The sequence below is a fragment of the Bacteroidota bacterium genome (genome assembly GCA_016722565.1).
In the GTDB taxonomy this organism is placed as follows: domain Bacteria; phylum Bacteroidota; class Bacteroidia; order 2-12-FULL-35-15; family 2-12-FULL-35-15; genus 2-12-FULL-35-15.
The window spans coordinates 643,696-669,598 of record JADKIU010000002.1; the positions used below are offsets into that span (position 1 = coordinate 643,696).

26 protein-coding genes, 1 other RNA gene and 1 pseudogene are annotated in these 25,903 nt (G+C 36.1%); 13 read left to right on the plus strand and 15 right to left on the minus strand.

The genetic code is table 11. The features are described from left to right. Positions 1–41: 41 nt before the first annotated feature. From IPP64_08190 to IPP64_08215, 6 genes are all read right to left on the minus strand, one after another. Complete coding sequence (locus IPP64_08190) at positions 42–1,637, minus strand: T9SS type A sorting domain-containing protein (protein ID MBL0329381.1); 1,596 nt, start codon at positions 1,635–1,637, stop codon at positions 42–44. Positions 1,638–1,786: 149 nt separating this feature from the next. Continuing rightward, a complete protein-coding gene (locus IPP64_08195; protein MBL0329382.1) occupies positions 1,787–2,176 on the minus strand; it encodes an arsenate reductase ArsC in 390 nt (129 codons plus the stop codon). Positions 2,177–2,231: 55 nt separating this feature from the next. Beyond that, complete coding sequence (locus IPP64_08200; protein MBL0329383.1) at positions 2,232–2,861, minus strand: aquaporin; 630 nt, start codon at positions 2,859–2,861, stop codon at positions 2,232–2,234. A 25-nt stretch (positions 2,862–2,886) separates the two neighbouring features. Next, positions 2,887–3,366 carry a hypothetical protein gene (locus tag IPP64_08205; protein ID MBL0329384.1) on the minus strand — a complete coding sequence of 160 codons (480 nt, stop codon included), beginning with the start codon at positions 3,364–3,366 and terminating at the stop codon, positions 2,887–2,889. 39 nt (positions 3,367–3,405) lie between these two features. Further along, positions 3,406–3,741 (minus strand): winged helix-turn-helix transcriptional regulator, encoded by a 336-nt coding sequence (locus IPP64_08210; GenBank protein MBL0329385.1) that lies wholly within the window; start codon positions 3,739–3,741, stop codon positions 3,406–3,408. A 76-nt stretch (positions 3,742–3,817) separates the two neighbouring features. Next, positions 3,818–4,222, minus strand: a complete 405-nt coding sequence (locus IPP64_08215) for an acyl-CoA thioesterase (protein ID MBL0329386.1) — start codon at positions 4,220–4,222, stop codon at positions 3,818–3,820. Between the two features lie 129 nt (positions 4,223–4,351). Between IPP64_08215 and IPP64_08220 the strand changes: the two genes are divergently transcribed. From IPP64_08220 to IPP64_08255, 8 genes are all read left to right on the plus strand, one after another. After that, positions 4,352–5,146: a 5'-nucleotidase C-terminal domain-containing protein gene (locus IPP64_08220; protein MBL0329387.1), complete on the plus strand. Its 795-nt coding sequence runs from the start codon at positions 4,352–4,354 to the stop codon at positions 5,144–5,146. Continuing rightward, positions 5,124–6,077 carry a metallophosphoesterase gene (locus IPP64_08225; protein MBL0329388.1) on the plus strand — a complete coding sequence of 318 codons (954 nt, stop codon included), beginning with the start codon at positions 5,124–5,126 and terminating at the stop codon, positions 6,075–6,077. Before IPP64_08220 ends, IPP64_08225 begins: the two co-directional genes overlap by 23 nt. 139 nt (positions 6,078–6,216) lie before the next feature. Then, complete coding sequence (dnaA, locus tag IPP64_08230; protein ID MBL0329389.1) at positions 6,217–7,650, plus strand: chromosomal replication initiator protein DnaA; 1,434 nt, start codon at positions 6,217–6,219, stop codon at positions 7,648–7,650. A gap of 82 nt (positions 7,651–7,732) precedes the next feature. Then, positions 7,733–8,395, plus strand: a complete 663-nt coding sequence (locus IPP64_08235; protein ID MBL0329390.1) for a hypothetical protein — start codon at positions 7,733–7,735, stop codon at positions 8,393–8,395. 60 nt (positions 8,396–8,455) lie between these two features. Then, complete coding sequence (locus IPP64_08240) at positions 8,456–10,369, plus strand: hypothetical protein (protein MBL0329391.1); 1,914 nt, start codon at positions 8,456–8,458, stop codon at positions 10,367–10,369. 2 nt (positions 10,370–10,371) lie between these two features. Further along, positions 10,372–10,764 (plus strand): sensor histidine kinase, encoded by a 393-nt coding sequence (locus tag IPP64_08245; GenBank protein MBL0329392.1) that lies wholly within the window; start codon positions 10,372–10,374, stop codon positions 10,762–10,764. Between the two features lie 6 nt (positions 10,765–10,770). Next, positions 10,771–11,235 (plus strand): low molecular weight phosphotyrosine protein phosphatase, encoded by a 465-nt coding sequence (locus IPP64_08250; GenBank protein MBL0329393.1) that lies wholly within the window; start codon positions 10,771–10,773, stop codon positions 11,233–11,235. A 1-nt stretch (position 11,236) separates the two neighbouring features. Continuing rightward, positions 11,237–11,950 (plus strand): SAM-dependent methyltransferase, encoded by a 714-nt coding sequence (locus tag IPP64_08255; GenBank protein MBL0329394.1) that lies wholly within the window; start codon positions 11,237–11,239, stop codon positions 11,948–11,950. A gap of 1 nt (position 11,951) precedes the next feature. Here IPP64_08255 and IPP64_08260 read toward each other — a convergent pair whose 3' ends face one another. From IPP64_08260 to IPP64_08285, 6 genes are all read right to left on the minus strand, one after another. Then, complete coding sequence (locus IPP64_08260) at positions 11,952–13,196, minus strand: glycosyltransferase family 2 protein (GenBank protein ID MBL0329395.1); 1,245 nt, start codon at positions 13,194–13,196, stop codon at positions 11,952–11,954. A gap of 68 nt (positions 13,197–13,264) precedes the next feature. Then, a complete protein-coding gene (locus tag IPP64_08265; GenBank protein MBL0329396.1) occupies positions 13,265–14,686 on the minus strand; it encodes a hypothetical protein in 1,422 nt (473 codons plus the stop codon). 14 nt (positions 14,687–14,700) lie between these two features. Continuing rightward, positions 14,701–15,783, minus strand: coding sequence for a hypothetical protein (locus IPP64_08270; GenBank protein MBL0329397.1), 1,083 nt, complete (start codon positions 15,781–15,783; stop codon positions 14,701–14,703). Positions 15,784–15,795: 12 nt separating this feature from the next. Continuing rightward, positions 15,796–17,349: a hypothetical protein gene (locus tag IPP64_08275; protein ID MBL0329398.1), complete on the minus strand. Its 1,554-nt coding sequence runs from the start codon at positions 17,347–17,349 to the stop codon at positions 15,796–15,798. Positions 17,350–17,618: 269 nt separating this feature from the next. After that, a complete protein-coding gene (locus IPP64_08280) occupies positions 17,619–17,855 on the minus strand; it encodes a hypothetical protein (GenBank protein MBL0329399.1) in 237 nt (78 codons plus the stop codon). Positions 17,856–18,001: 146 nt separating this feature from the next. Further along, the gene (locus IPP64_08285; GenBank protein MBL0329400.1) at positions 18,002–18,964 is read right to left on the minus strand and encodes a glycosyltransferase family 2 protein; all 963 of its coding nucleotides are present in this window, start codon (positions 18,962–18,964) and stop codon (positions 18,002–18,004) included. Positions 18,965–19,168: 204 nt separating this feature from the next. Here IPP64_08285 and ffs point away from each other — a divergent pair. From ffs to IPP64_08310, 5 genes and pseudogenes are all read left to right on the plus strand, one after another. Continuing rightward, an RNA gene (ffs, locus tag IPP64_08290) (signal recognition particle sRNA small type) lies at positions 19,169–19,265 on the plus strand. Between the two features lie 170 nt (positions 19,266–19,435). Then, positions 19,436–20,082: pseudogene (gene fsa / locus IPP64_08295) on the plus strand (fructose-6-phosphate aldolase). Between the two features lie 70 nt (positions 20,083–20,152). Next, the gene (locus tag IPP64_08300) at positions 20,153–20,773 is read left to right on the plus strand and encodes a threonylcarbamoyl-AMP synthase (protein MBL0329401.1); all 621 of its coding nucleotides are present in this window, start codon (positions 20,153–20,155) and stop codon (positions 20,771–20,773) included. A gap of 78 nt (positions 20,774–20,851) precedes the next feature. Next, on the plus strand, positions 20,852–21,859 hold the full coding sequence (locus IPP64_08305) for a hypothetical protein (protein ID MBL0329402.1): 1,008 nt from the start codon (positions 20,852–20,854) through the stop codon (positions 21,857–21,859). 66 nt (positions 21,860–21,925) lie between these two features. Then, entirely contained in the window at positions 21,926–22,591 is a 666-nt protein-coding gene (locus IPP64_08310; protein ID MBL0329403.1) for a hypothetical protein, read from the plus strand. A 6-nt stretch (positions 22,592–22,597) separates the two neighbouring features. On the opposite strand, the gene IPP64_08315 is transcribed toward IPP64_08310, so the two are convergent. From IPP64_08315 to IPP64_08325, 3 genes are all read right to left on the minus strand, one after another. Next, entirely contained in the window at positions 22,598–23,023 is a 426-nt protein-coding gene (locus IPP64_08315) for a rhodanese-like domain-containing protein (protein ID MBL0329404.1), read from the minus strand. A 134-nt stretch (positions 23,024–23,157) separates the two neighbouring features. Continuing rightward, positions 23,158–25,110 carry a PD40 domain-containing protein gene (locus IPP64_08320; protein ID MBL0329405.1) on the minus strand — a complete coding sequence of 651 codons (1,953 nt, stop codon included), beginning with the start codon at positions 25,108–25,110 and terminating at the stop codon, positions 23,158–23,160. 60 nt (positions 25,111–25,170) lie between these two features. Then, positions 25,171–25,752 carry a 7-carboxy-7-deazaguanine synthase QueE gene (locus tag IPP64_08325; protein MBL0329406.1) on the minus strand — a complete coding sequence of 194 codons (582 nt, stop codon included), beginning with the start codon at positions 25,750–25,752 and terminating at the stop codon, positions 25,171–25,173. Between the last annotated feature and the right edge of the window lie 151 nt (positions 25,753–25,903).

A 25,903-nucleotide genomic window follows, 5' to 3' on the forward strand; every position in this document is an offset into this window, starting at 1 on the left:
TTTCCAACGTTACTCTTTCAATCGTCTCGTTGATTCAACAATTATTGAACAATTATTTTTTTAGTCCCTTTTTGTCCTGTGCTATTTTGAACAGTAATAAAATAGAATCCTGCTTTAACATCTAAATGAAGTTCAGTAATTGAATTCACCATTCTTTCAGTATGGATCAATTCTCCAAGTAAATTGAAAACATTAAGTGTATAGGCTTCTGAATTATTTTTCAGTTCAATAGTCATCCTTCCGTTGTTGGGATTCGGATAAACATCCAATAAAATTGGAGAACCTGCATTGTCATTGATACTGCTTAAACTTGAACAATTTGCCTTAAAAACGGCCTTTTCTGCACTTGTTGTTGGCAAAGGACTACCAATTAAAACAATTCCATTTTCAATTTTTCTGATAGAGGGTTGCGTTGATGGAAGTCCGTATGGGTAAGTTGTTACAGCATTCGTACTCCCATTTACATAAATTAGTCGATCAGCCGGACTGCCGCCAAAACCTTTAAAATATAAATCATCACCACAATGTTCTGCATCACCAGGAAACTGAGTTGATAAACCATCCGCGGAAAAAGTAGTTGGTGTTCCTCCAATAATTTTTTTCGTTCCTGCTAATGTTCCATCTGTTACCCACAAGGCGTTATTGCTGGAGCTGACAGTATAAAGAGTGTCCAATGCTCTGAAATAGACCAACGAATTTGTCGTTCTGGATGTTCCCACTCCTACACTCCCACATGGACGAGAATTGGCAACCGTATTAAAATTTAAAGGAGTAACAACTCCACCCGATACGGAAACATATTCTGTTCCTACACTAACGGTTGTCATCAATGCAATCACGCCATTTGGAGTGACTCCGACAATTCTTTGAAAATGTTTGTTTAAAACCGTTTCAGTATACAAAACAGTCTTCACACCTGCATCACTTATTTTATAAATAGAACTATTTCCTGCTGAAGCTGGGCCATAGGGTGTGCAATAATAATATTCATCATTCCATACGGTTCCATAATCATACGTTCCAGTTATAGAGGAATCTATTTTCGAAATTGTTCCCGTTATCAAATCAATTCTTTTTATGCAAGAAGGAACGGAGGAGGATATAACAACATCTGAGAATAAGATTGAATTCGTTGTATGTTGCATCTCTGTCGTCCCAACAGAATAGTCAACACTCGCTAATGTTACAATACTTGCCGGTGAAGAATAATCCGTTTTATAAATTTTATTGTTTGTTCTGAAATAGGTCACATTCCCTTTATGAAAATAATCAGGCGCAATTACTTTATCACCGGTGAAACCAGCAAGAGGTAATTGTCCACCGCTTATATCTATCTGACTTGTACCATCAAAGAGTTTAAAGGGAGCACCATTCGAAACGGGAAAAATTCCTTTTCCATTATTAAATATCATGGTTTGAAATGGATCAACAGTTAAAGTCGTTACAAGAGTTGCAACGTTGCTGGGATCAATTTTCATAAGCGTGAGTGCGGGGTAATTCACAACATAATAGTTCAAGGAGTCGGAAGCTACTTTGCCGAAATTTGTTGTACTACCATTGGGTTGGTAAATATTTGTCACTTGAGCAAAACCGGCTAAACTTAACCAAGCAGCTATTACTGTAAATACTTTTTTCATTTTAATAATTTAGGATTAATTCACTGTTTTGTATTGTTTTACTCGAAGGATATTTTCGGTAAAACTAAAACACCATAACTATTAAAACTATCCGCGAAAGGAGGTATTTATGTGTCCGTATCAGTACTGATAAACAAAAAGAAGCAAACCTATAATTTCTCAATCAATTCTTTCACTCTTCGTTCAATTTCGTCTCTTACTTTATTAAACTCAACAACATCCATATGTTTTGGGTCGTCTAATTTCCAGTCGTCACGATGCTCTGCAATCACAAACGGACATTCATCTCCGCAACCCATCGTAATGGCGTAATCGTATTTTATTTTTGGAATTTCATCCAACGACTTTGAATCGTGGGTGGTTAAATCGTATCCCAATTCCTTCATGGCAGCAATTGCTTTGGGATTAATGATGCCGGATGGACGCGATCCCGAACTGTATACGTCTACTTTCCCTTTTCCATGCATTTTTGCGAATGCTTCTGCCATTTGGCTTCGGTTGGAATTTTCTACACAAACGAATAATATTTTCTTACTCATGACACTTTAATTTTTTTGCGAATTTATGAATGCGAAGCGATAGCTACTTCGCATTTCATTTCTTAAATCGATTAAAAATAAATACTGCTAACAATGCTCCGATAAACGGACCAGTTAAAAAGATCCATACTTCTTTTAAATTGTAATTTAGAACAGCAGGAGATAAAGAACGAATTGGATTCATAGAACCTCCTGAATAATTTCCTGCAACAAAAATTCCAATGGCAACCGCCAAACCAATAATCCATGGTGTAAATGCATTTGCCTTTACAGATGCAAATAGAATAACGAGCATCAAAAATAAAGTGATTGCAATTTCAATGATAAAGGCAATATATGTATTCACGGAAGGCAGCGTTTCTCCTAAGGAAGTACTTTGAGAAAAAATAACTTTGAGAAGAAAGCTACCTAAAAAAGCACCAATCGCTTGAGCAAAAAGATATAAGAAAATATCTTGTTTATTAACATCGCCTTTCTTAGCCAAAGCAATCGTTACAGCAGGATTCATATGGGCTCCGCTCCAGGAACCAAACAATAGAATCATGAGCGCAACTACAATTCCGGTAATAATTGAAATACCGGCTAAGGTAACCACTCCATGATACAGGTGGTTAATGATGATAGATCCGGTTCCAATAAACACCAGAAAGAATGTACCAACTAGTTCTCCAATTACTTTTTTCATCAAATTAATTTATGAATACAAAAAATTAATTGCAACATCCGCTGTTAGGTGTGCAACATCCGGTTGATTCGACAGTTTGCAAATCAGATAATTTTACTTTTAATTTTTCTGTCGGAATGCCACATTTGTCTTTCGCCAAACAGTCCGTTACCTTATTCGTTAAAATGAATCGTTTGCCATCAAACGCAACACCATATCTTCCGATTGTTTCCGTCTGGTATTCAATTTCTACATCATAATCACCCAAATTTAAGGTGCGTTCAGAAAGGTCAATAATACCCAATAGTTTAGAACCAGCTAATCGATGGTCAAAATCATTGGCTTCCCATAATTGAAAATTCACCACTTTTTCTTCACGAACGGTTCCACCGCAATCAATAAAATTCTTGGTGGTTAACCCAACCTCTGTAATGTGGAAATGAGATGGAACATTTTTTCCATTGGGTTGTACAAATGTTAAGGTATCTAATACGCCTAACTCTTTTTTAAAATCTGATAGTTTCATAGTTCTGTTTTTTTATATTCGTTTTATTCTAAATCTATACTAACAACATTTCGTTTTCATCGCTTCGAACTTCATACTAAAAAGTTCTCCAAAAATCTCTTTCGCTTTTTTCCAATTTTCTTTATCGATGCAATAGCAAACACGTGGACCGTCAATTTCACCGGTAATCAGTCCGGCATTTTTTAATTCTTTTAAATGCTGTGAAACGGTGGATTGCGATAAAGGCAAATGTTCAACAATGTCGTTGCAGATGCAGGATTTTTGAACGGAAAGAAATTTAATGATAGCTACACGAGCAGGATGCGACAAAGCTTTCGCAATTTCACTCGCTTTTATCTCATCATTCTCGAATGCTTGTTTTTTACTGTAGGCCATGGTTTCATATTCTATATCGCAAATATACGATTAATAAGATTACAAAAGCAAGTTTTTTAACATTTATTTTTTCTGGTTAGAAAAATTTCTTGATTTTATCGATGAACGAATCCGGAGCCGGGCGTGGTTTATTGGTTTTCATATCCACAAAAACCAAGGTAGTGGTCCCTTCGTTCAGAAGTTCATTTTTTTGATTATAGATTTCATAATCAAACGTAATGCGAGCGGTAGGTAATTCTTTAATGGTTGTTTTGATGGAAAGTAAATCGTCATACAAAGCAGGCTTCTTGTATTTCAAACTACAGGTATGCACCGGAAGCATGATTCCATTATCTTCCATCTCCTTATAACTCGTTCCTAATTGACGCAATGCTTCTACCCTTCCAACTTCATAATATTGTGTATAGTTTCCATAATATACATACCCCATTTTATCGGTTTCGGAATAGCGTACTCGAACAGTTGTCTCGGAAACGTACATAGAATTTACATTAATTTAAACTTCATGAAGATAGTGTTTTTTTTCAATAAAAAACATATAAAATAAAAATATTTTTTTATTTTTTTTCATGCTATTTATCCCTTTAAAATAAGTATAATTGCATGACTTTTGAATGAAACACAAAAGTTCAATTTGAATGAAAACATCCCTACTCTCTTTCATACAATCCTTGCGCTTACCTGGCTTTTAGCAGCATGTACTTCCACACCAAAAATTCAAAAGGTGGAAACGTCTATGCTCGAATTGAATGCAAAAACAACAGAGCCCACCGATTCAAGTTTTATAAAAACGGTTCTTCCATACAAAACAAAAATGGATTCAATTATGAATGCCGTTTTGGGAACTTCCGAACAAGCATTATTAAAAGGATTACCGGAAGGAACATTAGGAGATTTTGTGGCAGATGCTGTGCTCAAAAAAACAAATGATGCTTATCATCCTGCAGACAAATTGCCAGCCGACATTTGTTTGCTAAATAATGGCGGATTAAGAAGTCAGCTTCCAAAAGGAAAAATTACCCTCGGCAATGTGTTTGAATTAATGCCATTTGAAAACGAAATTGTAATACTAACCTTAAGCGGAGAAAAAACAAAACAACTCTTCGAATCATTAATAGAAAATAATGGCGCACCTTTTTCCGGAGCAACCGTAAAAGGAAAAGGAAAAAAAATGACTGAATTAAAAATTGGCGGAAAAGATTTCGACATCACCAAAAACTACAAAGTAGTTACCTCCGATTATTTAGCTGGTGGCGGTGATAAATATTCTTTTTTTTCTGCTCCGATAAAAGTGGATACATTAAGTTATAAATTACGTGATGCCATTGTTGATTATATTAAAGATGAAACAAAAAAAGGCAACACCATAAAAGTAGCAATAGATGGAAGAATCAAGTATGAATAGCAGAAGAGAATTTCTCAAAAAAACGGCATTGGCCGGAGCCGGACTCGTTGCATTCAATTCAATTCCGAACACTGTTCTTGCAAAATCCGAAATGGTAAAAATCACCATTTTGCATACCAATGATGTACACAGTCATGTCGATCCGTTTCCTGATAATGACCCAAAATATGCAGGATTAGGAGGCGCTGTAAGAAGAGCCGCATTGATTAAAAAAATTCGTAGCGAAGAAAAAAATGTTTTGTTGTTTGATGTCGGAGATATTTTTCAGGGAACTCCTTACTTTAATATGTATGGCGGAGAATTGGAATTTAAATTAATGAGCATGATGCAATACGATGCATCTACAATCGGGAATCATGATTTTGACAATGGCTTGGATGGTTTGGTAAAACAACTTCCACATGCCAACTTTCCGTTCATCACTTGCAACTATGATTTCTCGGATACGCCTATGGCCGGCAAAACCATTCCACATAAAATCTACGAAAAAGATGGAATTAAAATTGGGGTATTCGGTCTAGGTATCGAATTGGCGGGCTTAGTCGACAAACGCATGTCGGGAAATACAAAATATTTAGATCCTTTGGTAAAAGCTGCCGAGGCAACACATTACTTAAAAAACGATCAAAAATGCGATTTGGTAATTTGTCTTTCTCACCTTGGCTATAAGTATGAAAATAAAAAAGTTAGCGATGTAGAACTCGCGAAACAATCAAAAAATATTGATATCATTTTAGGAGCCCATACCCATACATTCCTTGATACGCCTGTATCTTACAAGAACAGTGATGGCAAAGAAGTATTGGTAGCGCAAGTAGGTTGGGCCGGAATTCGTCTCGGAAGAGTGGACTATATTTTCGAAAGAAAAAGCAAAAAAAAGGCTGTAGAAGGGTACTCTATAAAAATTTCGAATAAGTCAATAGCTATCTGAAAATATTTTTAACTTTTTTTTCAAAATAAATGAGGTAACTTAGGTAAAGTTATTTATATTTACATCGCAATACCTGAAAACAGGGGTTTTAAAGGATAACACAAAGAAGTTCAACATATATATAATTAGGGATTTAAGAATGGAGAAAGCATTTACAAAAGTATGGGAGAGTTGTCTGGGGATAATCAAGGACAATGTAAGTTCACAAAGTTTTAAAACATGGTTCGAGCCGATTAAACCAATTAAATTAAGTTCTAATGTATTAACGATACAAGTACCTAGTCAGTTTTTTTACGAATGGTTAGAAGAACATTATATTACCTTATTAAAGAAAACAATCAAAAAAGAATTAGGAGCTGAGGGGCGTTTAGAGTACAGCATTATTATGGAGAACAACTATAATAATAGCTCAAAACCGTATACCGTAAAAATACCAACCAACAATAAAAAGGAATTAAAAAACCCTTCTGTTTCAATGCCGATTGATTTAAATCAAAATAGCATTCGTAACCCATTCATTATCCCGGGATTAAAAAAGGTAAATGTTGAATCACAATTAAATTCAAACTACTCTTTCGAAAATTTAGTGGAAGGTGACTGTAACCGTTTGGCGCGCTCAGCAGGTTTTGCTGTTGCAAACAAACCAGGTGGAACAGCATTCAACCCATTGTTGATTTATGGTGGTGTTGGTTTAGGAAAAACACATTTAGCACATGCAATTGGAATTCAAATTAAAAATGAATTCCCGAACAAAACAGTTCTTTATGTTTCATCTGAGAAATTCACACAACAATATATTGACTCTGTAAGAAACAATAATCAAAACGATTTCGTTCATTTTTACCAAATGATTGATGTCTTGATTATTGATGATGTTCAGTATTTTGCGGGGAAAGAAAAAACACAAGATGTATTCTTCCACATTTTCAATCACTTACACCAAACAGGTAAACAATTGGTTTTAACAGCTGATAAAGCACCTGTTGAATTACAAGGATTTGAACAACGCTTATTGTCTCGTTTCAAATGGGGATTAGCTGCAGATTTGCAAACTCCAGGTTTAGAAACTCGTATTGCAATCCTTGAGAAAAAAGTATACGCTGACGGATTAGACCTTCCAAAAGAAGTAATCGAGTATTTAGCATATAGCATTACAACCAATGTTCGTGAATTAGAAGGTGCACTTATTTCATTGTTGGCACAATCTTCCATGAATAAAAAGGCAATTACCTTGGAACTTGCGAAACAAATGATCGATAAGTTCGTAAAAAATACTGCACGCGAAGTTTCTATTGATTATATCCAAAAAGTAGTTTGCGATTATTTTGATTTACCTATTGAATTGTTAAAATCAAAAACTCGTAAACGTGAAGTGGTTCAAGCTCGTCAAATTGCAATGTATTTTGCTAAGAGTATGACTAAATCCTCTTTGGCAACCATCGGATTGCATTGCGGTGGAAAAGATCACGCTACCGTTTTACATGCTTGTCGCACTGTAAACAACTTAATGGATACGGATAAACGCTTTAAAAACTACATTGAAGAACTAAACAAAAAGATTAGTATTCAATAAAAAACATAAAAATCTCTCTAAACAAAAAAATAGGAATCAGTAAAATTATCTGATTCCTATTTTTGTTTAAACCCGATTTACTATGAAAATAAAACTACTACTACTAAAGCAGCTATCCTATAGTTTGCTTTTCTGTCTACTCCTACTCTCTGCACTACCTGCTAAATCACAATTATTCAACTTTAGAAATTATTCCCTCGAAGATGGCTTGTCTCAATCGGAAATCAACTGCATCTACGAAGATACAAGAGGCTACTTGTGGATTGGAACAGCCGGTGGCGGATTGTGCCGCTTTGATGGAAAAGAATTTAAAACCTACGAAGAAAAAGATGGGTTATGTGGACAAATCATCACTGCCATATCCGAAGACGCTTCTCATAGTATCATTATTGGAAATCAAAATAGCGACCTCTGCAAATACGATGGTCAATCTTTTTCTCCTATTGTTGTCAAAAAAGAAAAAAGCTTTACCGGTGGTACCATCAAATTTATCATCACTGATGATAACAACAATACGATTATCTGTAGCGACAACCAAATTGTCAAATACAATGGAAAACAATTTATTGAATTACCGATAAAAAGTGATACACTTAAATCATTTGTTGTAAACTGCTATAAAAAAGACAGTCGGAATATTCTATGGATTGGAACAAACAAAGGATTATTGGTGTTGAAAAATGAAACCTTATTACGGGTTTTCGATATGAATACATTAGTAATGCAAACATCACCTCCTTTCTGAAGATGTAAACGGTAATATTTAAGTATCACCGATCGTTATAATTTTTATAAAATAAAAATTGTGGGTCCATCCCACTATCAAGTAAAATCAAGCAAATTCGATTCCATTCCACTTCCTGGTGATACAAAAATCAATGCGATTCATTTCGACTTAAAAAACCAATTGTGGATTGCTACACAAAACAAAGGTGTTTATAAATTTCACAACCTTCAACTCACCAATTTTAATCAAACCAATGGTATGTCAGTTGACAATGCAAGTACCATTTTTGAAGACAAATCAGAAAATCTTTGGTTTGGCACCAGTGGCGGTGGATTGGTGAAGTTTACCAACCAAGCGTTTACCTATTTCGAAAATCTGGAAGGACTAAAAGAGAAAGATATTTTTGCAATTTGTGCGGATAAAAAAGGGAATATCTGGGTAGGAACCAGCTTACATGGCATTTTTAAATACGATGGAAAGTCCGTTGAAAACATTTCTAAAACCAGCAACATTACAGAATTAGAAGCCCGTTTTATTTATTCTGATTCCAAAGGAAATGTATGGATTGGAACAACGAAGGGTTTAATAAAATACAATGGAAGCAACTTCCAACAAATGAATGTTCCTAACTGCGAAAATATTCGTGCCATCTTCGAAGATAAAAATGGAAATATCTGGATTGGCACAAGAGGACATTTTGCATTTGTATACGATGGAAAAACATTCAAACCCTTTGGATCTGCTGAGGGTTTAGGAAATGAAAATGTATACTCTTTTGTGCAAGATAAAAATGATGCAATTTGGATTGGAACTGGTGCAGGAGTTTTTGTTGCAAACAAAGGAAAAGTAACAAAAAGGTATGGAATCCAAGATGGACTTTGTAACTCCTACGCAGGAAGTATGGTCATTGATAAATTCGGAACCATTTGGGTGGGAACAGATAATTGTGTCGCTCGATTTGATGGCAACAAATTTATTAGCATCACCACCAAAGAAGGACTCGCCTCCGGAACGGTATATTTATTAAATACCGATCGTTTGGGAAATATCTGGGTGGGTACCAATAAAGGATTGGATAAAATCATTTTGAATGAAAAAGGCGAAATTGATTTCATTCGTAATTACGGAAAAGAAGAAGGCTTTAAAGGCATTGAATGTAATTCAAGGGCAACCTGCATCGATTGGAATGGCGCCCTTTGGTTCGGAACCATTAAAGGTGCGATTAAGTTTGATCCTCAAGAAGAGCTTATCCGAAAACCGGAAATACCAACCTTAAACATTACTAAAATAAAATTATTTTATGATGAAGTAGATTGGAAAAACTATTCCGATACTTTATCCGAATGGTTTCAACTTCCAATCAATCTGGTGCTTGCTCACAATGAGAACCACGTCACATTCGACTTTGCCGCATTGAGCAAAACATCTCCTGAAAATATACGCTACAGTTTTAAGCTGGAAGGCTTTGATAAAGAATGGAGCCCGTTAAATAAATTAAGCTCTACCACCTACTCCAACTTGCCTCCGGGCAAATATAAATTCATGGTAACCGCTGAAACCAAAGCGGGTATAAAAACAGAAAAAGCTCAAGAATTTACATTTGAGATCAAAGCTCCCTTCTGGACCACTTGGTGGTTCATCGTTTTTTGCGTCCTCGGTTTAGCAGGTGCAATCTACCTATACAACGAATACAGAAAGCACAAACACGAATTGTATTTGGAACGATTAGAAAAAATTATTGCTCAACGAACTGCAGAAATTATTAAGCAACGGGATGAAAATGAAATTCTTTTAAAAGAAGTACACCACCGTGTAAAAAATAATTTACAAATCATCAATAGCTTAATTAATATTCAGTCGGATTATGTGAATGATCCGAAATCAGCGGAGCTCTTCCGTGAAATCAGAAACCGAATCAGAACCATTTCCTTGGTGCACGAAAAGCTATACAAATCAACCGACTACGGCAATATCAACGTAAAGAATACTTGAACATGCTGGTTGAAAATTTAATTGATACCTACAGCATCGACAAAGAAATTAAACTTAAACTGGATTTAGAGGTTCAACATTTTAATCTCAATACGATTATCCCACTAGGATTATTATTAAATGAAATTATTTCCAATTCATTTAAATACGCGTTTAAAGATGTTGAAAACGGACAAATTGAAATCATTCTTCACAAATCTCCTAAAACAGAAGAATACTCCATTACCATTGGTGATAATGGTAAAGGATATGATTTAAGTTTATTAGAATCCAGCAATTCAACACTCGGATTAGAATTGATTAAAATTTTAGCGAACCAGCTAAATGGTACCATCGAACGTATTGATCAACCCGGAACCTATTATCTCTTAAAATTCACACCTTTAAAAGACTAATTGTTTATGCAAAAAATTTTAATGGTATGCCTTGGAAACATTTGCAGATCTCCTCTTGCAGAAGGCATACTTCGAGAAAAAACAAATCAACTTGGCATTTCTGTTTTTATTGATTCTGCGGGGACTTCAAATTATCATATTGGTGAGCACCCCGACAAACGAACTGTTGCCAACGCCTTCAAACATGGTGTCGACATTTCTAAATTAAAAGGCCGGCAATTCACCCAAGAAGATTTTGATCAATTTGATACCATTTTTGTAATGGATAGCTCCAACTATACAAACGTAATTGCATTGGCTAGAGATGAAAAGGATATTAAAAAAGTAGAACTCATCTTAAATCGATTGTATCCAAACGAAAACAGGGCTGTTCCCGATCCTTATTTTGGAGGCGAACAAGGCTTTGAAGATGTTTTTGTACTTTTAGACCGTGTATGCACACAAATTGCATCCACTTTAATTAAATCATAAAATGATTTCAAAAGGTATCCTTTATCTTATCCCAACAACGCTGGGCGAAAATGCTGAAACGGCAGAGGTTATTCCGACCAAAATCTACGAACTCATCAACACCATTGATGAATACATCGTTGAAAATGAAAAAACAGCCCGACATTATCTCAAACGTTTAGGAATAAAAAAGCCTTTGCAAGAAATTGTTTTACATACCCTCAATCAACATACTCAGCCTGTTGAAATATCCGCCTATTTAAATTCCATTCAAGAAGGCAAAAACATTGGTGTAATTTCCGAAGCTGGTTGTCCAGGTGTTGCCGACCCAGGTTCTGAAGTGGTTCGTCTCGCGCATTTAAATAATATCAAAGTGGTTCCCCTCGTTGGCCCCTCTTCCATCCTACTTGCATTAATGGCTTCAGGATTTAACGGACAAAGCTTTGCATTCAATGGATACTTACCCAAAGAAAGAGGTGAACGAATCAAGAAGATAAAAGAATTAGAAAAATTGGTTTACAATAAAAGTCAAACACAATTATTTATCGAAACGCCTTATCGCAACATGCATATTCTTGAAGATGTTCTTGCCTCATGCGAACCGAAAACACGATTGTGCATTGCCTGCGATATAACACTTCCAACGGAATTTATCAAAACAAAAAGTATTGGGGAATGGAAAAAACAAATTCCGGAAATCGCTAAACGACCTACACTCTTCTTAATATATAAGTAAGTTAAAGCTTTAATGCTTTTGCATGTGCTGACGACTTCGCAGGATTCCAATTATCCTTATACGATGCTTTGAAGAATAACTCCTGTACATAGGCGGTGGTTCTAACAATACGCAAGAAATAACCAAAATAGAATACCATCAACGGAAGGTAAATCATAAAATAAGAAACCGTTTCGTTCTTACGATCACGGAATGGAGAAAACACCAAAAATTTAATGATGTTGTTGACCGTATATAACAAGATGTTCATCGGAAGAATAAAAAACAATTGAGATCCGAAATTAATAATCATATCGAAAATATAAAAATACCATTTTACATTCAGGATTAAATTATAAGTAATGTTTTCTACGAAGGATATAAAGTTGGACCAACGGAAGGAATCGTTCGGATAAAACACATCGCGGTGTTTACGCAAACGAAAACGAATCAGTGATTTATCCCAACGCAAACGCTGTTTGATCAGTTTCTTAAACGTATCCGGAACGCTTGTTTGACAAACAGCTGAAGGTTCAAAATGGATTTTATAACCCAGCTTTCTGATTTTTACGGTGATGTCGCCATCTAAACCCGGACCAATGTCCCAACCACCCAAACGGTCAAGTGCCTCTTTTTTAAATGCTCCGAATGCACCGGAAATAACACGGTAAATTCCTAATTCGCTGGAGGCAATCCTACCCACCGAAATGGTATCCATGTACTCGATGGCTTGCAACGTAGCACATAAACTATCTTTATAATTTCGCACTTGCACATTTCCACCAATCGCGCCAATGTTCAAATCGTAATAAAAAGGAACCAAAATATTCTCAATGGCATCACGATCATACGAACAATCGGCATCCAGATGGATGATGTATTGACCACGTGAATAGCGCAAGCCCAGATTGGCTGCAGAGGCCTTCCCTCCTCTTACATCATTCCTTAAATAGGTATCGATATACCCCGATTTTTTTAAACTTCTGCAAATTTCTGGAGTCGCATCATCTGAACCATCATCAATGACAATCAATTCGAAATTCTGATAGGTTTGCTCTTTTAAGGAGTTCGCTAGTTTATAAATATGTTTCCCTTCATTTTTTCCGGGAACAATGATTGACACAAACGGATTTTTTTCGAGAAGTGTTAATCGTGCATCGGCAATTCGCGTCTTGCGAAAGAAACTGGTGAACTTCCAAAGTACAAGGGTAGTGATTTCAATAAGGAAGAATCGGAAAAATTCAAAGACAAAGAAGAACCAGAACATCCGGAACAGCTTGGCGCCATCGACCGAAGTTGCATAGTTGTAAAACTCATCTATGAAACGCATTAACATTAGTCGAACAAATCAGTTGTTAATTCCTGCAATTGAATCTCTGCCTTGGAATGGGTATGCAATATGCGACCTTTGTGCAACACTTTTACATCAAAACCATTGAAATTAGTTTTGATTACTTTTTCGATTAAAATGCTGAGTTGCATCAATTGCTGCTCTGCTTTCATCGAATCCGAATTGATCAAACCTAAATACAAGGTTGAAGAGTTTTCAAAGGCAATAAAATCAGCAGCATTAATATTTTCACGAATCATATTCACCAAATCTTCTAGCAAGGTTTTTTCTGCCTTCTTTCCAATTTTATTATACAATTCGAAAATATTTTCCAGGTTAATCAATGCGATGCTGGTTTTCTGCGAAGGATTCGCTTTGATACGTTCCAATTCATAATGCAACATAATTTTAAATGTTGCCATATTAATCGTTCCAAAAATATCTTCAATCTCTTGTCCGGATGACAAGAAACCATTCGTTGCAGCAGCTCTGCCTTTTTTAGTCAACTTATAAACGTTAATTGACTTCGGAATTAAATATTGAACTTCGATATCTTGCGTACAAGAAATACACTTAGCCTTCACGAGGAAATCCTGGAAGTTATTGTCGCAACTGTTGCAATGGTGAATAATAGACGGCTTATCGTAATCTACACCAATGTGACGAAGTCCTTTGTTACATTTCGGACATGTTAATGTATTATCAATCGGGTTTTTAAAGTCTGAAATCGGACCAATAAATGCGCAAGGAAAATGATGCACCAAATCTTCGGATTTAGAGTTGGAAGAGTTGCAATGCGGACAAACTTCACGGTAACTTAAAAAACCACTGCTGCATTGGTTGCATAAGTAAATGCGTTCGTGAAAATCCGGCCAAATCAAGCCTTCACGCTCTGCCCAATCAAAAATCTCCAATACCTGTGCTTCTTCTGCATTATCAAAATGAACAGATATTTCAGGAAAGGTATACCCGATAATGGAGTTCAGATCCACATACGGTTTTAAGGTTTTTAACTCCCGAGTATACATATAATTCAACACCTTCTTCATTGTTTGCGCCTCAAATGACGGAATCAATTGATAATCGAGCTGTGTTGTTTTGAAGAAAATTTGTTTGACAATTTCAGCAAAATCCTTGATTTGATCATACGAATACACCAATCCATCGTGTAAATAATTTAAAAATGGATCTTTCGACTCTTTATAATTGATTAAAAAGATTGGTTTTAAGTAAAACTCAGGATTGTAATGGGTACGAATTTTTTTAATGATGTAGCGCGCAAAATCGTGGTCGCGGGCGTCCACAATCAATGCATCGTATCCCATTAAATGTTCAATTTTTAAACTAGAACCACTATCAACGGTATAAAACAATAAATTCTCAAACTCAATTTTATTGTCAACTATTTCTATTTTATCAAATTTCATCTTGACTTCTAGTTTTAGTATTTAAACTTAGTAACTGAAACACCCATTTTAAAAAATGCTCTCCAATGCTCGTATTCACTATCGCTCACAGGGTAAATATCTGCAGCAATCGTACGTGTTGTAGGTTCATACCGTTTTTGAAACTCATCCGGCAATGGATAGGTTGAATAATAGAATCGTTTGATGATTCCTTTACTTTCTGTTCCATCGGGAAATTCAATATTCACCAAATCACCTTCATGAAAGTAATTTAAATCCGCTTGTTCAAAGAAGCCTTTCACATACATCGGTGTGTTTTTGTGGATGGCCATAATTTGCTCCGACTTAAGCGCTACTTCAAATTGACGTGTATAGATTCGAGTTACTGTTCCATCAATGGGGGAATAAAAAACACGAATCCCATTTTCATCGGCATCCCCATTTCCACCACCACCAATAGAAGCTGTTTTTGTACTTTTCACACGTGCCGTTTTCACCATGCTATTCAACTGTTTCAGTAAACCGTACAATTGATTGTTCTCGCTGTTCAGTTTTGCTATGGCTGTATTCAGACGTAATATTTCGTTTTGTACATATTCCAAGCGATTTTTGGGTAATACATCCAATACGATTTCATTTTGTAAACGTTGAATTTCGCTTTTATAACTACCAATTAATGCGGTTGATTCGGTGATATCAATTTTGTTTAAAGCCACCTTTTTCATCAAGGCATATTTCTCTTTTTCAATCCAGTCCCATTCATTGTCGTAGCTGGTAGCACTGATGTTGCCATTCAATGCCATATTTCCCCATAAATTATCTTTATCCAACGTATAGGTAAATAAGGAGTCACCTACTTTTACGGTATCGCCTTCATCTTTCTGATATGCCAAAATCCGGCAATCATCAGTTAAACGAATGCTCACATTTTCAAAAAGCACTTGTCCGTCTGCCTGAATAAAAAAGATTTTACTGATGGCATAGTAGCCGATAAAAAATGCTACCAACGATAAGAAAACGATATAGATCACCCGATCCCAATTTCGTTTGGGTTTCTTAAAATCCTCGTTTACAACTCTGATAACGGAATCTTTCCGTTTAAAATCTACACTTTTCAAAATAGTTTGTTTTTACTTTTCCTGTATAACACTTAATTCATCCAGCTTTACAAATGTCTCCAAATCGTGCAATGCAAATTTGGAGGTTCGAAGCGTTAAGCTTAATTCATTAATTAATTTCTCACATTCTGTTCTGTTCTTGAAATCTTTCGCGCGCAAAGCAATCACCGTTTTGGATGCATCCAACGAAAATTCTTCTTTTATTTTACGGATGATAAACTCTGCATCCGGATGCTCATAAGCCATCAGATACACTAAATCCGCTTGCGCATAAATATCTTTTAAAATGTTTTCAGGATAGAAAACAGGAATAGATACCGTTAACTTAATTCCTTTTTGAGTACAATAGATTTTTGCCTTTTTCAACAATTCCACATACTGATTCAAATACTTTTCTTTGTTGGTATCATAATCGCTTAATACATGCGGCTCCACATCCAAATGAAGTGCAGAAATTAATTTCAAATCAATTCCGGAAGTAATCGAATCCAAATAAACAGAAGGATCTTTGGCAGTAAGTAATTTATTATTTCCAACCAACAATTCTGATTGAACACCTTTCGATTTCAATTTCAAAAACAGGTTCAAGGCCTCTGCTTTGTTAGCTTGGTCTTTTCTCAAGGAAATGATTGCTGTAGAAACTTTATTCAAACGAATGTATTCTTCAATGTATTCAGCTGTGTATTTTGTTTGTGCCTCCGACCAGATATACAAGGCTTTGTCCGTTTTTTCGTGAACGATTTTTAAAGTATCTACTTTGTAAGGTTGAATGAAAGAAGCTACATCTGAACCAGGAACTTTTGCGTTGATATCCAGCAACTGTAAATACATTTCTTGCTGTAAATCCAAGAGTTCAATATCTACTGCCAATACTTCGTCCAGCAAATTCAAAGCAGCAAGCGGATTAAATTCAAAATTTCCGAATTTTTCTTTTACGCGTTCTACACGAATTAACTCTTCATACTTTTTACGTTTTTCAAAAAAGTTATTGTATTGCTTCAATTTATATCTGAATTCATAAAACGAATTCAACAAATCGGTTTCATTTGTTGAAGCAGCCTCCTGTTGCTGGTATTCCAATAATTTCGCTTGTGCAGAAACAACATTTTTATTTGCTTTAATGCCCAATGGAATAGGAACAGAAACACCAATGCCGGCCGACATAAAACTTCTGTTTGCAACCGAATTGGTTACCAAATCATAATAGTTGTAACGCAACTGAGTATTCAAACGAATATCGCTCAACGGCTTGTTTGCCAATTCTAAATTTTCAATTTGTAATTTGAGGATGCTGTCGTTTGCAACTTTGTTCTCACTGTAGGTAAACGTTTTGGAAATATCCACATCAAACAATGGCAGCACATTTTGAGGCAATGTTTTGGGGTCGATTTGCATCGCCAACTGATCGTTATAGCTTTTGTAGATTTGGTTCATGCTCCCAATATCTACTTGCTGTTGCATAATGTTTAACAATTCAATACGAGGTAAATGCTTTAACAAATACAATTCATTTGCGATTGCAATTTTATCATCGATAATTTGCTGACGTTTTTCCAATAATTTCAACTTATGGATATTGAATGCATAAATGATTTTATGAGAAATGGCAATGTAATCGTCACCGGCAATTTTCGTTTTCGGCTTTAACGAATTGATGGCATTTTCGTTTTTAAGAATTTGTTGTTTGTAACGATTGCTGATAATTCCATCAGAAAGGATGTTCCAATCTACACCGGCCTGAAACCTTCTGTGTATAAGCTAAATTATCATCTGCATTAAATCAGGATTAAAATTTTCCAGGTAGCTGGCGTTGGCATCCAAACCAAAATCCTGTTTCACAATGGCATTTTTGCATCGTTTACTTTTTTCTGATAATCGGTCATAGAAACTGAATCAACTGCTTTGATGGCATACAAATCAGGGATAACCGCATAACTTTCAAAAGTCGGACGCGCATTGGAAATATCGTTGTATTTTTTCCAGAAAGTAGTTAAATCAGCTATTTTGACGCTAATCAGGGAATCTTTATTGTAAGAAGATTGAGAAAATGAATAAACAGCAATCAGACACAAGAAGTGTCAAAAATCTTTTATTGCTTTGTTTTCATAGAGAGTAGTTTTCCTTTTTTAAATTGGGGATGCGAAATTAGAATATTTGTCTGCTAAACAAAAGAATTTAACCAATAAATTAAGGAGTTTAGCGAAACTTGTTGAATGAATTAACCTACTATTAAAGCTTTTTTCGATTTGGTACTTGTTTCTGTCCGAAGAACTGCGGAAATAAGTTCTCCAATAAAGCCTGCCAAGAACAATTGAGTACCAATAATCATGGCTACCAAAGCCAAATAAAATAAAGGTTTATCAGTCACATCACGAGTTGGAATAGCGTATGCCGATTTATACATCTTTTCGATAATCAAATACAGGGAAAGTCCACCACCTAAAAGGAATGACAAGGTTCCCCAGAAACCAAAAATGTGCATTGGTCGTTTTCCGAATTTTGAAATAAAAGTGATCGACATTAAATCCAGGAACCCATTGATAAAGCGCTCCAAACCAAATTTGGTTACTCCATATTTGCGTTCACGGTGTTGAACCACCTTCTCCTCTATTCTTGTAAAGCCTGCCCATTTTGCAATAACAGGGATGTAACGGTGCATTTCACCATAAACTTCAATATTTTTGACAACATCTTTGCTATAGGCTTTTAATCCACAGTTAAAATCGTGCAAATTATTGATTCCACTGGCTTTTCTGGTTGCCCAGTTGAATAATTTTGTTGGAATTGTTTTGGAAAGAGGATCGTAGCGCTTTTGCTTCCAGCCGGAAACCAAATCCAATCCATCATCCGCAATCATCTTATACAATTCAGGAATTTCATCTGGTGAATCTTGCAAATCGGCATCCATAGTGATAACCACATCGCCTTGTACCGCTTCAAAACCAACGTTTAGAGCAGCTGACTTACCATAATTTCTACGGAATTTTATTCCTCTAATATTAGGATTTTTAGCAGAAATAGCCTCAATCACAGTCCAAGATTTGTCTCTAGAGCCATCATCAATTAAGATAACTTCGTAGGAATAAGAAAAGGTAGTCATTACCCGCTCAATCCATTCGCACAATTCCGGTAAGGACTCTTCTTCGTTATATAAAGGAATTACAACTGAAATGTTCCCAATATAGACAAATTGCGAATATAGATCTGTTAGATTTTGCTTATCTCAATGAGAGAATTAAGGATTTTTAACATGGGAACGAATTACTCTTTGTTGGTAAAACGATTCCAATCCTGAGAGATTGCCACAACACGCTAAAAGCGACTCGCAATGACGTTCTTAAAAAAATTCCTTTTCAAATTAAATAAAATTCGTACTTTCGTGCCGGGGTAAGTCCTTTACAAGCAGCTCCCTTTAACCCTCCAGGTGCGGAAGCAAGCAAAGGTACCAGGTTGAGCGCTGTGCTAGAGGTAGCTTACCCCTTCTTTTTTACCCCTCATCTACTTATCAAGACTTTTCCATATTTCTTTTTCTGTATAGTTTCCAATATATTTGCGAAGAATATAACCTCGCCATTTCGATGCGAAGCCTTAGTAATTTTTTCTAATATCTAAAAGATTTTTACTATTCAGTCAATTAACAAATCAAAAACATATGAAATTTTTTATTGATACAGCAAACCTTGCACAAATTAAAGAAGCACAAGACTTAGGTGTTTTGGATGGCGTAACCACCAACCCATCATTGATGGCGAAAGAAGGAATCAAAGGAGAAAAAAACATCCTGAAACATTATGTCGACATCTGTAAAATTGTTACCGGTGACGTAAGTGCAGAAGTTATTTCAACTGACTTTGCTGGAATGGTAAAGGAAGGCGAAGCATTGGCAAAATTGCACAAACAAATTGTTGTAAAAATTCCAATGATTAAAGATGGTGTGAAAGCCATTAAATATTTTCTAAAAAAGGAATTCGTACCAATTGCACATTGGTGTTTTCTGCCGGACAAGCTTTGTTAGCAGCTAAAGCTGGTGCATCGTATGTTTCTCCATTTATCGGACGATTGGATGATGTTTCTACAGACGGATTACGTTTGATTGAAGACATCCGTTTGATTTATGATAACTATGCTTATGAAACAGAAATTTTAGCAGCATCTGTTCGTCACCCAATGCACATCATCAACTGTGCACAAATTGGTGCCGATGTTGTTACTTGCCCGTTAAGCGCAATTACAGCTTTGCTTAAACACCCTTTAACGGATAGCGGATTAGCACAGTTTTTGGCTGACGCGAAGAAATAAAACCTCACCCCATCCCCTCTCCAAACGGAGAGGGGTTTTTATCCAAACAAGCATTCGAAACAATAAAACAATGCTTCTACGAATCAATCCTGAAAAACCGAATTACGATGAGATTGCACAAGTAGTAAAATGCTTGCGTGATGGTGGAGTTGTCATTTATCCTACTGATACGGTTTATGGAATTGGTTGTGACATTAACAAACAACGTGCTGTGGAACGTGTTTGTAAAATAAAAGGCATTGATCCCGAAAAAGCCAATTTCTCATTCATCTGCTCCGATTTAAGTCACCTTGCCGACTTCACCAAACCCATCAGCACCGCTACTTACAAAGTAATGAAAAAAGCTTTGCCGGGCCCGTTTACTTTTATCCTGGAAGCCAATAACAATGTTCCCAAATTATTTAAAAGCAAAAAAAAGACCGTAGGAATTCGAATACCAAACAATACCATTTGTTTGGAAATTGTAAAACAATTGGGCAATCCCATCATGAGCACGTCCGTTCACGATGATGATGAAATTGTTGAATACACCACCGACCCCGAATTGATTCACGAAAAGTATAAAGACATTGTCGACATTGTAATTGCCGGTGGCTATGGAAACAATGAAGCATCCACCGTTGTGGATTGCAGCGAAGGTGAATTTGAAATCATCCGACAAGGATTAGGTGTGTTGGAGGAGTTTTTGTAAATTGATGAGCAATTGATTTATAAGTAGTATAAAAATGTTATCTACTAAAAGTCGTATCACACTAAATTTCCAGTTAGAATGTCCTTTCGAGCGAAGTCGAGAAATCTTTATCAACAGAAAGCCGTATCATTCAAGGCTCAAAAAGTCATACTCCTACTCCTATTATTTTTTCCACTCCTCTCCTATTCTCAAAAAATAAATCGTTTTAAAAACAAAGAGCGACAAGGGAAATGGATCATCTATTCCGATTCTACAAAAACACAAATTGACAATACCGGTCGCTACCGAAAAGGCATCCCAAAAGGCACTTGGAAGTACTACGATAAAAACGGAGCACTCAACAAAAAAGAAAAATACCACTGGTCGAAAATCTACACCACCTATTACCATACTAACGGTAAAATAAAAAAACAAGGCAAAGCAAAAATTGTTCAGGAAGAAAAAGTATTGCATTTTTTCTACTATGGCGACTGGCTGGTATACGACAGCACCGGAACACTTGTAAAGAAGCAAGTGTATGAAAATGGAACAAAAATTTCGGAAATCGATTTCAACCCCAAACCCGGAATCAACGATTCGTTGGTGGCTGTTTTAAAAAAAATGAATGTGGATATTTATAAATACCACGACAGCGTTCGATTGGCAGAAACCAATTTCGGAAAAAACTCCCCGCAGCTTCAACGCGCTAAATCCTTGAATGCCTTGCATACCTCCCAAATATTGGATGAATTAAACAACCTGATTTCTATGTTTGGATATCCCGGAAAAACTTTGGTAGGAAATGACTATGCCATTGCTTTCTCCATCATTAGCTCCGCAAACCTTGAGTACAAAGAGAAATACTACAAACTAATAATTGATGCTGCCGATGAAGGCGAACTCGATTGGACCGATGTAGCCTTTTTTGTGGACAAAATAAAAGTGGCTAAAAAGGAAAAACAAGTGTATGGAACGCAATTCAAAATCGATGAAGCACAACGGAAATTCCTTTATTACCCGATTGAAGATCCAACGAAGCTTAATGAACGAAGAAAAAAAGTTGGCTTGGAGGAGATGAATGTTTCGGAGCTGAGTTTTATTGAATAGGAAATAGATATCTCGTAATTCGCTATCTTTACCATTACATCTTTTTATATTTGAATACCAATCTCTATGAAAAAAATTCTATTCCTCTTTTTAATCGTTTTTAATTTTCATGCATTCGCACAAACCATGGAGCAAAAAGATTCGTTGGTGAATGAAATTTGCAAAACCATTATTGCTTCCAACAATTATCCCGATTCATTACAATTGGGGATCGCCTTTCAAAAACACCTTTTTCCCTTCATGGCGAAATACCCGGAAGATAAAAAAAAGGAAATCTGGGAAAGTGTTTACTTTCGCCTGCAACGCAACTGCAAAGAGTTTAAAGCCATTATTGATAAAATGGAACCCCAACAAGGAGATTGGAAACAACTCAAGAAAATTCCAAAAACAAAATTAAAAGATCCTGTATGTAAACAAATTACGACCTACAAACGATTAGCCTATCTTGAACACAATGGTGACAGCGTAATCGTTGAAATTAAAGATGGCTTTTGGATTGATCATTTTAAAGATGGCACCTATTCCAAATTATACTTCAAATGGATCAACGACTGTGAATTTGAAATTGAATTTGTTGAAAGTAACAACGGCACCCGCAAAAACTTCAGCAAACCGGGCGAAAAATATAAATACCTGATAGCCGACAAACACAAAAACTATTACGACATGGTAGTAGAACCTTCCGAAAAAGAATCGAAAGTCATCATGTCATTCAAAATATATTTTGAATAGAAATTGTTATTTTTCTATCGGGAAACCTTTTTGAACCCAGTCTTCTTTAATTCCAACCGGAATGTTCAACACCTTGGCTTTTTTATAACCATTGTCGTTTAGGTGCTTGATAGCAGGACGAATATTCGGACAATTATCAGAAGAGCAACAGCCACAATACACTACAATTTCTTTGTCGGTAGCAATTTTACTTGTTTCGAACTTTAGTTTTTTCATTCCTTCTTCCGAATTCACTGCACCAATATTGATTGCACCTTTGATTTGATCCACCGGCCCAACATTAAAAATAACCGGCTTTACAGCTTTTGGATTATTAATCATGTTTGCCAACTCTTGTGGCTGAATCAATTGCTCCTTTTTTAAGGGCTCCTGTTTGATAAAAGAAAATAAAAGTATAGAGATTGGTAGTAGGATGTAAATGTATTTTTTCATAGATCTGTTTTTTTCGAATTATAGGAGCAAATTTTATACCAAAATAACACTTCGAAAGAATATTCTTGAATGAAGATGCTGGCTCCAAAGCCGCACCCTTTCCATTTTTCAAGGAGAGGGATCGAGGTTGATGTTTATTTTCCCAATACTTTAAACTCTGTTCTTCTGTTCATTTGACGGTGTTCATCGGTATCATTGGCTACTTTTGGCTTGGTGTCACCATAACCTTTGTAGGTTAATCGCTTGGCATCAATTCCATGGGCAATCAAATAATCATACACCGCCTTTGCACGATTTTGCGAAAGCACCTGATTCATTTTTTTATCACCTACATTGTCTGTATGTCCACTCAACTCCCCGCTAATGGTTTTGTTTTTATTTAGGAATGCAACCACTTTATCTAACTCTGCTTTTGACTGAGGTTTTAAATCAAATTTTGCTGTTTCGAAAAACACATTTTTTAACTCCATAATGTTTTCCAGTTCGATGGGCTGCATCGGCACATCCAAAACAATTGGTTTCATTTGATCTGCTAACTCTTTCAGCGCATAATTCTCCGAAAAGAATAAATACCCATCGATGGAGGCATTCAACATATAATTTTTATCAATCGGCAAACACATTAAAAACTCACCGTTGCCGCTGTTGGCATTGGATTCCATCATCACCAATCCTGTTTCCAAATCAATCAATTCAAAGTGAGCACCCAGCGGTTTTTTTGTTTTGATATCATACACTTTCCCTTTCGCATACGTTACTTTACCCGGACGAGCACCTTCGTACAAATCAAATTGATACAAATCCAATCCACCTTGTCCGCCTACCCTATTCGAAGCGAAATACGCTACGTTTCCGGAAGCAGCAACAAGAATACTATTTTCATCACCATACGTATTGATTGGATAGCCCAAATTCACAGGCGTTTGCCATTGCCCTTTCTCATCCATTCGAGAAACATATAAATCCAAATTCCCCATTCCTACATGTCCGTTTGAACCGAAATACAAGGTTTTTCCATCGGGATGAATAAATACGGACTCTTCTTTGCCGGGCGTGTTAATCATTGGACCGAGGTTACGAGCGGCACTCCATACACCATTTACGTTGAGTGTCGATACATAAATATCAGTTTCACCAATTCCACCCGGTCGTCTGCTCACAAAATAAAGTGTTTTTCCATCTGCAGAAAAAGAAGGTTGTGTTTCATATTGATTGGTATTGATGGAACTACCAATATTAAAAGGTGTTGCCCATTTTTCACCTACTTTTTCAGAATAAAAAATATCACAACTACCAAGTCCTCTTCTACCACCTGCATAAGTTCCATCAGCCTTTTCTTGGCAGGCTACAAAAAATAACAATTGACCGTCAACCGACAAGCAAGGAGCACCTTCGTTTCCTTCTGTATTAATTCCATTCCCGATCAATGTGGAAGTTTGCCAAACATTATCAGCCTTTTTACTGATTAAAAAATCTTCCTGCAAAGGTTTCGCTTCATTCCGATTGTTTCGTGTGTACAACAAGGTTTGTTCGTCTGCAGTAACAGCAGGAAAATATTCATCCAAATTGGTATTGATGGCCAAACCCATATTTTTAGGATCAAACGGAACCGGATTTTTCATGGCATTGATGGCAAAATTGCAATTCGCCAAACTACGCTCTGCCGATTCTCTTGCATCGGGATTGATGTGTTGTTTTTTCAAAAAACGTTCATAATCCTTTTTTGCATCCTCATAACGACCAATGCTGACTTCCAAATTAGCAAGGTTATAAAAATTGCTTAAATTAAAAGTCGGGTTGATAGAAATGGCTTTTACATATTCGTCAATGGCTTTTTCGGTTTGACGTTTCACCTGAAGAATTTCAGCATACAACAAATGAGGCTCAATAAAATTGGGATCTTTTTCAATGGCTTTTAACACTTCCTTTTCAGCTTCTGCATCTTTTCCGGCCTGATAATACTTTATGGCGCTTTCAAAAGCAGAAATCGCCTTTTTATTGGTAGATGTATATTCACCTGGAGGCAATTGCGCTTTACAGGAAACAATGGCAATGGATGCAAAAAATAAAAAAATAATTTTCTTCATAGTATATGTCTTAAAATAACACTTAGAAAAGTGAATTGAATGTTCCAATTATCATTCCAACTATGGAATGTTCATGTATTTATGTGTTTGCAACGAAACATTCCATTTCGGATTCGCCATAACATAATCAACAATAAATGGCATCATCTCCTTGCTTTTGCTCCATTCGGGTTGTAAAAACAATTTACAATCGGGTGAAACAAGGGCTGCATTTTTTTCTGCCCATTCAAAATCATGCTTATTGTGAATGATCATTTTTAATTCATTCGCTTTCTTAAAATTTTCAGGCAAGGGAGCACTTGTTTTCTTGGGCGACAAACAGACCCAATCCCAATTCCCGGTCAATAAATATGCACCAGATGTTTCGATAAACGTTTGAATTCCTTTTGCTTTCAAAGCATTGGTAATGTATTCCATATTGTACATGCTGGGTTCACCACCGGTAACCACCACTGCTTTACCCGGAAACTTACTGGCATTTTCTACAATCACATCCACATGTGTTAAGGGATGCAAGGAGGCGTCCCAACTTTCTTTCACATCACACCAATGACAACCCACATCACATCCTCCAACACGGATAAAATAGGCAGGTTTACCCGAATGAAAGCCTTCCCCTTGAATGGTATAAAATTCTTCCATCAATGGCAATTCAATTCCTTGTTCTAATAATGTTTGTTGTTGTGTTTCCAAAATAATCCTCTTTATTTGCCGCAAAGTCGCTAAGGCGCCAAGCTTTTTTTTATTTTCTTTGTTTTGTTAATTCTAAAATATTTCTTAGCGTCTTTCCGCC